This is a genomic window from Acidobacterium sp. S8, from assembly GCF_009765985.1.
Classification (GTDB): domain Bacteria; phylum Acidobacteriota; class Terriglobia; order Terriglobales; family Acidobacteriaceae; genus Alloacidobacterium.
Map to the genome: position 1 here is coordinate 698,367 of NZ_LMUM01000034.1, position 13,742 is coordinate 712,108.

A 13,742-nucleotide genomic window follows, 5' to 3' on the forward strand; every position below is an offset into this window, starting at 1 on the left:
CCACCTGTGTGCAACTTTCTTAGACTCGCTTTAGCCATCAAAAGCTTCAGCAAGCTCGCCTGCGATACGATGAAAAGAGCGTGCGTAAGATACAAGTCAAAACAGCATCGGCCCAATATCCCGTGATCGTGGGCAGCAGCATTCTTCCAACTCTCTACCGTCGCCTGCCGAAGCGAAGCCGCATCTTCGTCCTCACTTCTCCGGAAATCTGGGCTCTCTGGTCGAAGCGTTTTCTCGCCTCTTTTCCGAAGCAGGATCAGCCATGCGTCCTGTTTTTGCCTGCAGGCGAGCAGCACAAGCGCATGGCGCAGGTGGAGCGGCTCGCCACCGAAATGTCCGCAGCGGGAGCCGATCGCAGTTCGCTGCTGATCGCCTTCGGTGGCGGCATCGTAGGCGACATGGGTGGTTTTCTGGCGGCCATATACATGCGCGGCATCGACTACATCCAGATACCATCGACACTGCTCGCACAAGTCGATTCATCCGTAGGCGGCAAGACGGGGGCTAACCTCGCATCAGGCAAAAATCTAATCGGCAGCTTCCATCATCCGCTCGCGGTGTATGCAGATATCGACCTGTTGCAGACGCTTTCCAACCGCGAACTGAGAGCGGGCCTTTTCGAAAGTATCAAAGCCGGTATCATTCGCGATGCGCGCCTTTTCCGCTTCATGGAGCGCAATGTCGAAGCTATCCTCAGACGGGATAGCAAAGCGCTCGAGTACGTCATATCCGTTTCGATCAAAATGAAGGCTGAAGTAGTTGGCATTGATGAGCGAGAGTCAGGCTTGCGCATGATTCTGAACCTGGGCCACACCGTCGGACATGCCATTGAGGTTGCAACTCACTACCGAAAGCTGCTGCACGGCGAAGCGATAGCCTGGGGCATGCTGGCGGCCCTTCAGCTTGGCCGTTCGCGTAACACAATCTCTTCCGCAGACGCCGATCGCGTGCAACGGACCATCCTTGCCTACGGGCCGCTGCCGCCATTCAAAGCCACCGCGCAAAAATTGATTGAAGCTGCCTCGCGCGACAAGAAGAATCGTGCCGGAGTACGTCGTTTCATACTGCCGGAAGGAATCGGCAGCGCAACCGTGGTAGAAGATGTAAAAGACGTCGAGTTGATCGAGGCGATCGACTGGATGCTCGCCCGCGTTCGAGAGGTATGATGCCGACTCAGGGAGCACAGCCAGCTGGGACGTCCGATCCGCAGAGTGCTGCGCGCGCTGTGCGTGACATGTTCGACAGCATCGCGCCACGCTACGACCTGCTGAACCATGTGCTCTCGATGAATATCGATCGCCTGTGGTGGTGGCGCACTGCTCGTAAATTCCAGAATATTCTCGCGCGCCCTGAAACGACTATCCTCGATATATGCTGCGGCACAGGCGATATGACGATGGCCTTGCTGCGCCATCGCCCTGCGAACGCGAAGCCTGTTCTTGCCGCCGATTTCTCCCACCAGATGCTGATTCGCGGCAATAGCAAATTCTTAAGACACAACGCCGTTGCCGTGGAAGCAGACGCGCTGCAACTGCCGTTGGCATCCTCATCCATCGACCTCGTTACCTCGGCCTTCGGCTTCCGCAACCTGTCGAACTACCTCGCAGGCCTCACAGAGTTTTACCGCGTTCTCCGGCCCGGCGGCGAGTTCGGCATCCTCGACTTCAGCGAGCCTTCCGGCATTACCGGCAAGCTCTACGCCTTTTACTTCCGGCGCGTTCTTCCAGCCATCGGGTCACGCATCTCTGGCACGACCGGACCTTATGCCTATCTGCCGGCTTCCGTGCATCATTTTCCGCCGCCAGCTGAAATGCTCGACCAAATGCGCAGCGCCGGTTTCGTCGATGTTTCCTGGCAGCCGTACAGCTTCGGCATTGCAGGTCTCTACCGTGGTGTGAAACCCTAGTTAGCAGTGATGATGCACGCCACAACAGCAACGACATCTTCTCGCGCCCGGAGCGAAAAACGTTCTGTTGCCATGGTCTCGGTGCTGGCGGCAAGCGTGATGACGCTACTCAAACTCATCACTGGACTTTTAACCGGAAGCCTCGGCATGCTCTCTGACGCCGCACATTCCGGCATTGATCTGGCTGGCGCGGGGCTGACATTTCTCTCCGTACGAGTCTCCGATAAGCCCGCCGACGAGGACCATCCCTACGGCCACGGCAAAATCGAGAATGTTTCTGCATTTGTCGAAACGTTTCTCATGCTGGCCTCAAGCATCTGGATTACATCCGAGGCCGTCAGGCGCATCTTCGTTCATTCAGTCGCCATTCACTATTCGTTCTGGCCGCTGCTGGTTCTGCTACTTTCTATCGGCGTCGATCTATGGCGCTCGCGCCAGCTCCTTGCGGTCGCGAACAAATATCGCAGTCAGGCACTGGAGGCAGATGCGCTGCACTTTGCTTCAGATATCTGGTCAACCGTGGCCGTCTTTATCGGACTCTGCGCCTCGTGGCTTGGAGGACAATTTCATATTTCATGGCTAAGGCTCGCCGACCCCATCGCCGCAATTTGCGTCTCGATGATGATTCTTTATTTCAGCGGCAAGCTGGCATACCGTACCGTTGCTGCATTGGTGGACACGGTTCCGGTTGAAACCCGGCACCGAGTTCTAACCGAAGTCCGGCATACACCAGGCGTGCTCTCTGTCGATCAGGCGCGCATGCGGCGGTCCGGCAATTCTTACTTCGCCGACCTCACGCTGTCACTCTCTCGTCAATCAACATTCCAACACACCGAACAGCTCGTAAAAGAAGCCACTGAAGCAGTGCAGCGCGTGCTGCCCGACGCCGATGTCGTCATCCATACTGTGCCGAGACCCGGCATTGCGGAAAGCATCTTCGACAAGATACGGGCAATCGCTGCGCGCAATAATGTCGTATTGCACGATGTCAGCGTGCAATCTTTTAACGACAAGCTGAGAGTAGAACAACATATTGAAGTCGCTGAAAAGATGACGCTGCGTGAAGCTCATACTTTCGTCAAGCTCATTGAACAGGAGATTCGTGACGAGCTGCCACAGATCGAATCCGTGTTGACGCACATTGAGAGCGAGCCCGCGACGATCGAGCGCCCGCTCAGTGTGGCAACCGACCAGACGATCGAGAAGCATTTGCGCCATGCAGCTTCGATTCTCCCGGAAATTATCGACATCCATGAAGTCGTCGTCGGGCGCATCGGCGATGGTGTACAGGTTTCCTGTCATTGCACCTTGCCAGACAACATGCGAATGCAGCGCGTCCATGAGGTCATCACTGCTCTTGAAGACCGCTTTAAGGTTGAGTGCCCCGAAGCGAATCGCGTGCTCATTCATCCGGAACCAGCTACCGACAATCATCATCACTAAAAGGAAGATCATGATCGCCAGCGCAGAATGGAAATCAGGCATGCAGTTTGACGGCCGCTCTGAAAGTGGCCACACCATCCACTTTGACGCAGATCCGGCACACACCGCTGGTCCCACTCCCATGGAAGCTGTGCTGGCCGCGCTCTGCGGTTGCACTTCAGTCGATGTCGTCAGCATTCTTCAAAAAAAGCGCGAATCCTTCACCAGCCTCGTCGTATCAGCCGAAGCGCAACAGGCCCCCGCGCCTCCTCGCGTCTTTACACACATACGGCTGATTTATCGGGTCGACGGCAAAGTATCAAAAAAAGCGATGGAAGATGCCGTAGCGCTGTCCAAAGACAAATACTGTTCTATCAGCAAAATGCTCGAGAAGAGCGCAGCCATCGACTTCGCCATCGAATATGCCGACGAGGCGCAGGGCAAATGATCCGCTTCTTCCGTCTCGGGCTGGTGGCGTTGTTACTATGCGTGGTGGCGCTGCTATCGGCGATCACCACCATGCACTTCGCCATCCACGGGGCGGAGGTGTCTGTTCCCGATTTTCGCGGACTGACGGTAGCAGAAGCGATGCGCAAAGCGGCTGCACTTGATCTGAACCTCAGCGTTGACAATCGCTTCTATAGCGCTGAAATGCCCTCAGGGCGCGTGCTCACGCAAACACCTGCATCCGGCGTCACCGTTCGTCGCGAGTGGCGCGTTCGCATCACACAAAGCCTCGGCCCGCAACGCATGGCCATTCCGAACGTAATCGGACAGCCCGAACGCACTGCAACCATCTCCATTCGGCGAGGCGGCCTTGACCTCGGCAACGTGGCCCACATGCCTTACCCCGGAGTGGCTGGCGGTACAGTAATTGCACAGAACCCTGCGCCAGACGCGGAAGGGGTCGAGCGCCCTAGCCTCAGCCTGCTCGTTGCGGATGCAACAACACCCGCACCGCCGGCCTACGTGATGCCCGACTTTACCGGACAGCTCTTTCCGACCGCCGCGGCCACCATCGTACACAGCGGCTTAAAAACAGGGCCGCCGCTTGAGGCGAGAATGCCGATTGCATCCATTACGCCCACCGACGCAGGACAAGCACCCACTACGCCGGTACCCCCAGGCACCGTCATTAGTCAAGCGCCACCGCCCGGATCTCACATCGATGCGAGCACACCGGTACAATTCACGGTTGCACACTAATTGTGACGTGTAAGCAGCGCAGCGAAGAATCCATCGCATTGGTGGACTCCGGGAATTGTACGCAAACAGCCATCAACCACGGCCGTATCGCGCAGTTGCTGCGCTCCCTCACGTAGCAGGACTCTAGCCTGTTCCAGTCGATCAATCTCTCCGTCCAATGGAACGATTTCAAAATCCTCGCGGCTGCGAAGAGCGGCCTGCACCACAGCCTCATTCTCCTCAGGCTCGAGAGAGCACGTTGAATAGAGCAGCTTCCCTCCCGGTTTTACACTGCGCATCAGGGAAGTCAGAATTTCTATCTGACGCGTCTGCTGACGCTTCAGTCCATCCTCGTTGAGCCGATGGCGAATCTCCGGGTTTCGCGCCAGTGTTCCCGTTCCGCTGCACGGAGCATCGCACAAGACAAGATCGAATTCCGGATGGAACGCTCTTTTTGCAACATCATCGGTTACAAACTCTATAGAGCAGTCAAACCGTTCTATCCTAAGCATCCGCTGCATTGCATCCAGACGACGCTTGCTAACATCACAAGCGGTAATCTGCGCTCCTGGATTACGTTCCGCAAGGATTGCCGTCTTGCCGCCAGGAGCGGCACATGCATCAAGAATTTTCTGTCCCCTGCCTGCGAGTTCAGCGACAAGCTGTGAACCCTCATCCTGAATACGCGCCACCCCTTCATGAAACGTGGTCGAAGCTGAGATATCTCCCCATAGCACTCTGCGTACATTTGCAAGATAACTTGAGGGCGCAAGCTCGATGCCCTCAGCGAGCAGCCGTTCTTCTGCATCCGGCGCTAGCAATCGGACGAATGCAGGCGCAGGCTCCTGATCATATTCACAGATAAGTTTGGCCGCTTGAAATCCAAGATTTCTGCCCCAGCGCTCAACCAGCCATCGTGGATGCGCAGATAGATCGGCGAGTGTCGATAGATTTGTAACTTCTACTGTATCGTTTGTTTTACCCTGGCCCGCAATTTTGCGCAGGATGGCATTCACCATACCAGCGGCAAATTTATTCCCGTCGCTCTTAGCCAACTCGACGCTCTCTCCAATTGCGGCATAGGGGGGAACACGATCAAGATATAGCAACTGGAAAGCACCGAGACGCATGGCGACTCGCACAGCTGTATCGAGCTGTGCTTTCGGACGGCTAAGAAGAGCCGCAATACGCGCATCCAGTGCAATCTGCCACCGAAGCACGCCCATCACGAGATTCATAGTCAGATTGCGGTCCTGTGGCGAGAGATCTTCCATCGCTGGTTGATACAGCAGCTCGTCGCTGTTTCCCGAACCGCGTTCCACCGCCAACAATATTTCAAAAGCAGCCGCGCGCGCTGGAGCAACGCCTTTCATCCCAGTCGATCGCCGTTTTTCAACTGGTAGCCGCGCAGAAAATCCGCAGCTGGCATGCGCTTCTTGCCTTCCATCTGGACTTCAAAAATCTCCAGTCGGCTGCTCGAGCCGCAATCGACGAAAAGCCGCTCACGATCCACTCGCACTTGGGCCGGAATACTCTGTTCTCCACTCAACTCCATCGGATGCATATGATGCAGCGACAATTTTTTCCCGCGAAAAGACGTGTAGACCCCCGGCCACGGCTGAAAGCCGCGCCAGCGGTTGTAAATCGTCATCGCAGGACGCGTGAAATCAATCGAGCCGTCTTCCCTTTTCAAAATAGGAGCGAGCGTCGCTTGCTTATCATCCTGCTTCTTCGCCGCTATCGTGCCTGCTGTCAGCTGTTCCAGCGTTTCCACCATCAGCGGCGCGCCCATCTCGGCAAGCAGCGGAAAGATATCCTCCGATGTCTGATCGGGGGCGATCGGCATCTCGCGCTGCAGAAGCATGTCGCCCGTATCCAGCCCTTCGTCAATGCGCATGGTCGTCGCGCCGGTAACCGGCTCGCCGTTGGCTACAGCCCATTGAATAGGGGCCGCGCCGCGGTATTTCGGCAGCAGCGATGCATGCAGGTTCAGGTTGCCAAAGCGAGGCAGATCCAGCATCCACTTCGGGATGATACGGCCATAAGCGACAACAATGATGGCCTCTGGTTGAATCGCCTCCAGCTGCGCACGAAATTCCTGGTTATTCTTGATCTTTTCCGGCTGCACTGCCGGCAGACCGACCTCTAGTGCCGTTTGCTTCACTGGGGGAGCCACAAGTTGCATACCACGCCCGCTTGGCCGATCCGGCTGCGTTACCACAAGCTGGATATCATGCCCGGCATGCAGCAGCGCCTTCAGCGTGGAAACAGCAAACTGCGGCGTGCCACAAAAGACGAGGCGCATGGTCTACCACTCGCCATTTTTCTGCATCTTGCGAATTTTGCGCAACAACAGATCGCGTTTGAGTGCGCTCACACGGAAGATAAAAAGAATTCCGTCGAGATGGTCGATTTCATGTTGAAAGGCGCGCGCCAGTAATTCGTCGCCATCAAGTTCAAACCACTTGCCATTGACATCCTGCGCACGAACGCGCACCTTCTCGGCCCGCGAAACTTTTTCCCGAATTTCCGGCAAGCTCAGACACCCTTCCTCTTCGCTCTGCTTGCCTTCTTTATAGATGACCTCAGGATTGATAAGAACAATCTTGTCTTTCGGATCCTTCTTGAAACTGAGATCGATCACGGTCAACCGCTTCGAGACACCTACCTGCGGCGCAGCCAGACCGATACCATGAGCCGCATACATGGACTCGAACATATCATCGACAAGCGTGCGCAGCTCGTCATCGAACTCAGTCACGAGTTCGGTTTGCTTCTGCAAAATCGGATCGGGGTATTTAACAATCTCTCGAATCATTCTTCTTAAAACTCAATAGGCGCGAATCTGCTCCACGTAACCATCATAGTTACGTTTTAATTCCTTCAACGAGTCTCCGCCGAATTTCTCCAGAACCAGGCGCGCAAATGCCAGGGCGACCATCGCTTCCGCTGCTACACCTGCTGCCGGAACCACACACACATCGCTGCGCTCGTAAGCAGCCTTCGTCTCTTCCCGCGTATCGAAGCGCACCGACTGCAGTGGTCTGCGCAGCGTCGATATGGGCTTCAAATAGCCCCGGACAATCACGTCCTCGCCGTTCGAAATGCCACCCTCAACGCCGCCCGCGTTATTGTGATCTCGGATAAAGCGCGTTGCCCTGCCGTCGACAGCTTCGCTGCTGTAGCCGATAGCGTCGTGCACTTCCGAACCGAACGACTCCGCAGCCGTAACACCGCGGCCAATCTCGACCGCCTTCACTGCCTGTAACGACATCACAGCCTGCGCCAAGATGCCATCCAGTCGTTCATCCCAGTTCACATGGGTGCCAACACCCGCAGGCGCACCGTGAATCACCACCTCGAAGACACCGCCGACTGTATCCCCCGTGCGCAACACTTTGTCGACCTCAGCCTTCATGAGCGCTTCTGCTTCTTCGTCGACGCAGCCCAACAGCACTTCATTCTTCGCACGCAATGCCGCCACTTCATCCCAGCTCGCATCCCGATCAAGCTCAGCCTGACCTACTCGGATGACGTGGCTGGCAATATCGATGCCGAGCGGTAAAAGCAGCAGCTTCGCCAGAGCGCCCGCAGCTACGCGCGCGGTCGATTCCCTGGCTGAAGCCCGTTCCAGCACGTACCGCGCATCGGGAAAATCATACTTGAGAGCGCCGGCAAGATCCGCATGCCCCGGCCGCGGAGAAGCGACCGCCTTATGCTTTCCCGGATCGCCAGTTTCTACCGGAAGAATATCCACCCAATTCTTCCAGTCGCGATTCTCAATCTCCATCGCAACCGGCGAACCGATGGTCTTCCCATGCCGGACACCTGAAAGAATGTGCGCCGTGTCTTGTTCAATGCGCATGCGTCCGCCGCGACCATAGCCCTGTTGCCGCCGCCATAGCTCACGGTTGATGAAATTTGTGTCGACTTCGATTCCGGCGGGCAGCCCCGAAACCAGGGCAATCAAACTCTCGCCGTGCGATTCACCTGCAGTAGAAAAACGTAACATGTGCGTGCTGTGCCAGTTTTGATTGTAGCGCAGCCGCGAGCGTCATATTCACTCCACAAGCCACGCGTACTGTTCACCAGTCAGTGGCACCACAGATAATCTTCCCTGGCTCACCAACGGCGAATCGGCGAAGAGCTTGTGCGCCTTGATGTCGGTCAGCGTCTTTGGCGACTTGACGGGCTTACCAGCTTTGATGCGCACAAGAGGAAGCTTCGCATCCGTCGCATCCACAGAAACCACTGTCGCCGTGCCTACAGCCGAGCGCTCGTCGCCCGTGTGATAGATCACCAGTTTTTCGCCCGGCTTCATGCCGCGAAGAAACTTCACCGCCGCAGGATTGGTCACGCCATCCCAGATGGTCTCTTTGTCGCGCTCGAGGTCACTCATCGAATAAACCGATGGCTCGGTCTTCAACAGGTAAGGCATTGGCTTCTTCCTCCGGCTCTGGTTCTATCACAACAGCAGGCGGTTCTTCCTCAAGAAACCCCGCCGTATTCAGCAGCGGACGATCCATCGAGCGTACCCATTCCGTCACCTGTCCCGGCGCTCGCCCCTGCGTCGCGGCGCGTGCAAACTCGCTGCGCATCGTCTGCATCTTCGCATCCAGGTCATCGAGATAATGCAACAGCAGTGCCTCAGGAGTCATGGGCAGCTTGGGCGAGCCGAATTCATATTTTCCATGATGGCTGAGAATCATGTGCTTCACCAGCAGGCGCAGCTTGTCAGGAAAATCTGGCAGGCTCGCCAGCTTTGTCTCGATCATTCCTACGCCGATTGAGATATGCCCGATGAGCTGACCTTCAAGCGTATAGTCGAAGCTCGTTCCCCACCGCAACTCCTGCAGTTTGCCAATATCATGCAGAATCACGCCCGTCAGCAGAAGATCGCGATTGACCTCCGCATAGTGGCGCGCCGCCGGATCAGCAATCCCAAGCAGTGAAACGATGTGCTCCAGCAAGCCGCCAATCCACGCATGATGCATACTCTTGGCCGCTGGCGCATTCTTCAGCGGTACCGCAATCTCCGGATCATCCAGAAAAGCGCGCACCAGCGCCTGCAAATGAGGATTGGTAAAGGTGGCGACATAGCCGTTCAGTTCCGCCCATAGCTCTTCCACATCGCGCAAAGTCCTGGGAACAAAATCGCCAAGATCGTACTCGGCTTCCTCCGCACGGCGAATTCTATCGAGCGTAAGCTGCAGCTTGTCCTGGTAGCGCGAAACCTGTCCGCGCGCCTTTACAACATCGCCTGATGCGAACTCCTGAGCATCGGCAACTTCCCACATACGGGTCTCAAGCTGGCCGGTGCAGTCGCTCAGGGTGAGAGCGAAGTAGGGCGCGCCATCTTTCCGGCTGCGGACTTGCTTTGTGGTGACGGCAAAAAAGCCCGTCACCACTTGATTTTCAAATTTGTTCAAATCCGCGATGAACAGGTCTTTCATCGTAGTCGTTTCTATGGCTGCGAAGCGGGTGCCCCGGTTGAGGGCGTCGGCGCGGAAGGAGTAGCAGGCTCCGTGGTGCGCGGTCCCTCAGGATTTGGCACTGGCTCGGGCTTTGGTTCTTCCTTCGGCTTGTCGGAAAGCCGCGTCTTTTCTGCCGGCTTCGGTGCTTTCTTGGGCTTCCCGGTGTCGCCATTCAACCCAAGTGGAGTCGATTGCTCCTGCCGAGCTGCCAGCTCATCCTGGCTCTCGGGAGAAGGCGCGAATGGATCGGTCTTATCCTTTGACTTTTTCTGCTTCGGCTCCTTGGCCCGTGCCGAGTAACGGGTTTTTTCCTTCTTCTCTTCTACGTGCTGATTTTCGACTGTGCCATCCGGCCCTACGACCTGCACATTCTGCGGCACATTGTTGCTTGCTACCTGTGTGCCCGTGGCGCCGGCATCTTCTGTCTTTGTCTGAGCAGAAGGCAGCGTCTCACGCGGAGCCTGCCCGAAGCGGATCTTCTCTTTCTTGCCCGGCTTCTCGACACCAGCATTGCTGGCAACCTGCGATTTCTGCGCCGGGGCGCTCGCAGCCGGTGCTGTAGTGGTTGCAACTGGAGCAGCTGCAGCCGTTTCCGTCGCAGCGCCAGTTTGTGTGGCATTGGCCTGTGGAATATCTGCTAACGAGGGCACATTCGCCGGAGCAGCAGCTGGGGCGGCGGCGCTCGCAGTTTGTGTCGTAGTCGCTGGATGCGAAGACTTCTGCCGATAACGTGTGCGCTCGACGTGTTTTTTCTTGCCCGTTGGCGGCGTATATGCGGTATATGTCGTCGTAGGATTTGTTTCGTTCGGAGTAGCCGCAGAATCTTCGTATCCCTGCTTCACTACGACATATGAGTCTTCACGCAGCTTCGTCAGATACTGTCGAAGCGCTGGAGCCATCTTCTGGCTGTAGAGCGCATCTTCTACCTGCGGTTCCACGTCTTTCAAAGGCTGTACACCGCCTGGCGTATGGTCTGTCACCTTCAGGATCACAAAGCCCTGTTTCGTGCGAATCGGCTGTGTCAATTCACCGGCTTTCAAGTTGAACGTCTGATCTTCCAGAACCTTCGCAAGCTGTCCGCGCTTGAATTCTCCTAGTTCCCCGCCCTGCGCCGCCGTTGGTCCGCCCGACTGCGACTTTGCCACCTGCGCGAAATCGGCTCCCGATTTCAGTTGCGAAGCAACATCGTCAGCCTTCTTTTGCGCCGCGTCTACCTGCGCCGCATCATCCGGATTCGCTGTTGGAATCAGGATCTCGCTCAGTTTCACCTGCTCGGGACTATCAAAATCTGCCTTGTGCGTGTCGTAATACTTCTGCACATCCGACTGGCTGAGGTTCAAATGCCGTCCTACCTCATCGCGGATCACGGACGACGAGATAATGCCATCCTTGATGTGCTGCTTGAAATCTTCAAAAGAAACGCCCTGAGATTCGGCCGCTTTCTGCAGGTCGTCCATGCTGTCCAGGTGGTTCTGCTTGCGAATATCGTCGAGCCGCTTGATCGTCTCGCTCTCGCCCGTAACCCCGAGTTCCTTGCCCTTGGAAAGCAATAGCTGCTGATCGATCAGGTCGCGAAGCAAATCGTGCTTCGCTTCAAAAATCTGCTGCTGCGACCAGCCCTGCTGTTGTCCCTGGGAAACCAGTTCCTGCTCGGCGCGCTTGTAGTCAGCATTGCTGATTACCTGATCGTTCACGCGCGCTACGATCTCGGTCACCACAGCGCCCTGGTAGGGCGATTGCTGCTCGGCAGCCGTCGGCGCCTTGGCCGGAGTCTGGGCGACAGATGGAATTGCCAGAAAGACGATGCCTGCAGCGAACGCGGCCGGGAGCGATAAGGATCGATAAATCATGTCTATACGTCTCAACTTGAACGCACTCCCCAATTCTGCAAGTACCAGTTTTAGATCGGATTGCGCTTCCGTCATTCTAAACACTCCGGGCAGGCGAATGCGAATCGAACTAAATGAAAGACGCCTTTATCGGCCACTGGATAGCAAAAAGCGGTAGTCCGACGTCTCTTCGTCCGCCTCCTTGCTATACTTTCCACAAGGATGCCCAGAGGGTCCTTAGCGATCATGCCTTCCCGTACTCGACGCACCGTCTTCTCCTTAGCAGTCTTTTTTACCGCCTGCGGCATTGCGGGCATGGTCGTCAGCCAGCGGGTTGGCGCACAATCAAGCTCCGACGAATCACAGTTCCGCGACAGCCTGAAGTCGTTCACCAGCGTCTATGACGTGGTGGCGCAGAACTACGCCGAGCCGCTTGATGGCGATAAACAGGACAGAGCCATCTACGATGGTGCGATTCCAGGCATGCTGCGCGTGCTCGATCCACACTCGAATTTTTACGATCCCAAAGCCTACGCCCGCATGAAGGAAGACCAGCACGGCAAATACTACGGCGTCGGTATGACCATCCAGCCGCAGAGCGTCAGCGGCGTACAGCGGATTGTGGTGCTTTATCCCTACGAAGGCACGCCATCGTTTAAGGCCGGCGTTCGTCCGGGGGACGTCATCGTCTCTGTCGATGGCAAGGCTACCGATAATATGAACTCCGAACAGGTTGCGAACATGCTCAAGGGACCGAAAGGCACGCATGTTCACCTCACCGTATCGCGTGAAGGCGCCAATGCGGCTCTGACATTCGACCTCGTTCGTGATGAAATCCCCCATCCCAGCATCGACCTGAAAGAAGAGATTCGCCCAGGTATTGGCTACATCCATATCACGCAGTTTCAGGAATCGACCGGCCGCGAAGTTGGTGACGCTCTCGACTCCTTCGGCCCCGGCATCAAAGGGCTCGTGCTCGATCTGCGCGGAAATCCCGGCGGGCTGCTTAATGAAGCAGTGGCCACCTGCGACAAGTTCCTGAATAAGGGCCAGCTCATCGTCTCGCAACGCGGTCGCGCTTTCCCGGAGCAATCCTACCACGCCATGCACGGCAATGGCGGCAAGACGTATCCGATCGTCATACTCGTCAATCACGGAACTGCTTCCGCGGCGGAGATTGTCAGCGGCGCGATGCAGGATCATGACCGCGCCATCGTCGTAGGCGAAACAACCTTCGGCAAGGGCTTGGTCCAGACGGTCTATCCGCTCTCTGACAACACCGGCCTGGCGCTCACCACTTATCACTACTTCACGCCCAGCGGACGCCTTATCCAGCGCAACTATAGTGGTGTTTCACTCTACGACTACTACTACAACCACGACCAGATCCAGCAGGATTCCAAAGACCGCGAAGTCAAACTGACTGACTCAGGCCGCACAGTCTATGGTGGCGGCGGTATCACACCGGACTACAAGGTCGACACGCCGAAATCCACCCATATCCAGGAAGTTCTGCTTGCGCACTACGCCTTCTTTAACTTTGCCGGTCACTATCTTGCGAACCGCACCGTCACAAAAGACTTCCAGGTAGATGACGGCGTCATGGCAGATTTCAAGCAGTTTCTCGGATCGCAGCAGATCACCTACTCCGATCAGGAGCTGAATGCCGTTATGGATTGGGTGAAGGCAAACATCAAGGCTGAAATCTTCACCACTCAATTCGGTCAGGCCGAAGGCCTGAAGGTCCGCGCCGCATGGGACCCGATGATCAACCAGGCACTCGGCTACATGCCACAGGCTACAACCTTGGAACAGACAGCCATGAAAACGGACTCGCAGAAGACCACCACCGCCCGCAACACGGCAACCGTTCCAGCTACCGAATAATAATCTCCACTCAAAAATAAAAGGCAGGCTAAAAAAAGC

Annotated in this window: 13 protein-coding genes; 6 read left to right on the forward strand and 7 right to left on the reverse strand. The window is 56.3% G+C overall.

Annotation, left to right across the window (positions count from 1 at the left end):
- Positions 1–80 precede the first annotated feature (80 nt).
- Genes aroB through GSQ86_RS18265 form a run of 5 tightly spaced genes read left to right on the forward strand, consistent with a single transcriptional unit; the run spans position 81 to position 4,534 of the window.
- Entirely contained in the window at positions 81–1,166 is a 1,086-nt protein-coding gene (aroB, locus tag GSQ86_RS18245; protein ID WP_158751419.1) for a 3-dehydroquinate synthase, read from the forward strand.
- Complete coding sequence (locus tag GSQ86_RS18250) at positions 1,163–1,906, forward strand: ubiquinone/menaquinone biosynthesis methyltransferase (RefSeq protein ID WP_158751421.1); 744 nt, start codon at positions 1,163–1,165, stop codon at positions 1,904–1,906. Before aroB ends, GSQ86_RS18250 begins: the two co-directional genes overlap by 4 nt.
- Positions 1,907–1,915: 9 nt before the next feature.
- Entirely contained in the window at positions 1,916–3,349 is a 1,434-nt protein-coding gene (locus GSQ86_RS18255; RefSeq protein ID WP_174239989.1) for a cation diffusion facilitator family transporter, read from the forward strand.
- 10 nt (positions 3,350–3,359) lie between these two features.
- Positions 3,360–3,776, forward strand: coding sequence for an OsmC family protein (locus tag GSQ86_RS18260; RefSeq protein WP_158751423.1), 417 nt, complete (start codon positions 3,360–3,362; stop codon positions 3,774–3,776).
- On the forward strand, positions 3,773–4,534 hold the full coding sequence (locus GSQ86_RS18265; protein WP_158751424.1) for a PASTA domain-containing protein: 762 nt from the start codon (positions 3,773–3,775) through the stop codon (positions 4,532–4,534). Before GSQ86_RS18260 ends, GSQ86_RS18265 begins: the two co-directional genes overlap by 4 nt.
- On the opposite strand, the gene rsmB is transcribed toward GSQ86_RS18265, so the two are convergent.
- Genes rsmB through GSQ86_RS18300 form a run of 7 tightly spaced genes read right to left on the reverse strand, consistent with a single transcriptional unit; the run spans position 4,531 to position 11,837 of the window.
- Entirely contained in the window at positions 4,531–5,886 is a 1,356-nt protein-coding gene (gene rsmB / locus GSQ86_RS18270) for a 16S rRNA (cytosine(967)-C(5))-methyltransferase RsmB (RefSeq protein ID WP_158751426.1), read from the reverse strand. The genes GSQ86_RS18265 and rsmB overlap by 4 nt on opposite strands.
- A complete protein-coding gene (gene fmt / locus GSQ86_RS18275; RefSeq protein WP_158751428.1) occupies positions 5,883–6,818 on the reverse strand; it encodes a methionyl-tRNA formyltransferase in 936 nt (311 codons plus the stop codon). The genes rsmB and fmt overlap by 4 nt, the downstream gene beginning before the upstream one ends.
- Positions 6,819–6,821: 3 nt before the next feature.
- Positions 6,822–7,331 carry a peptide deformylase gene (def, locus tag GSQ86_RS18280; RefSeq protein ID WP_158751430.1) on the reverse strand — a complete coding sequence of 170 codons (510 nt, stop codon included), beginning with the start codon at positions 7,329–7,331 and terminating at the stop codon, positions 6,822–6,824.
- Positions 7,332–7,343: 12 nt separating this feature from the next.
- Positions 7,344–8,525 carry a chorismate synthase gene (aroC, locus tag GSQ86_RS18285; protein ID WP_158751432.1) on the reverse strand — a complete coding sequence of 394 codons (1,182 nt, stop codon included), beginning with the start codon at positions 8,523–8,525 and terminating at the stop codon, positions 7,344–7,346.
- A gap of 48 nt (positions 8,526–8,573) precedes the next feature.
- Positions 8,574–8,951, reverse strand: a complete 378-nt coding sequence (locus GSQ86_RS18290; protein WP_158751437.1) for an EVE domain-containing protein — start codon at positions 8,949–8,951, stop codon at positions 8,574–8,576.
- A complete protein-coding gene (locus tag GSQ86_RS18295) occupies positions 8,905–9,966 on the reverse strand; it encodes a 3'-5' exoribonuclease YhaM family protein (RefSeq protein WP_158751439.1) in 1,062 nt (353 codons plus the stop codon). Before GSQ86_RS18295 ends, GSQ86_RS18290 begins: the two co-directional genes overlap by 47 nt.
- Positions 9,967–9,977: 11 nt before the next feature.
- On the reverse strand, positions 9,978–11,837 hold the full coding sequence (locus tag GSQ86_RS18300) for a peptidylprolyl isomerase (protein WP_158751441.1): 1,860 nt from the start codon (positions 11,835–11,837) through the stop codon (positions 9,978–9,980).
- Between the two features lie 225 nt (positions 11,838–12,062).
- On the opposite strand from GSQ86_RS18300, the gene GSQ86_RS18305 reads away from it, so the two are divergent.
- Positions 12,063–13,703: a S41 family peptidase gene (locus GSQ86_RS18305; protein WP_158751443.1), complete on the forward strand. Its 1,641-nt coding sequence runs from the start codon at positions 12,063–12,065 to the stop codon at positions 13,701–13,703.
- Positions 13,704–13,742 lie beyond the last annotated feature (39 nt).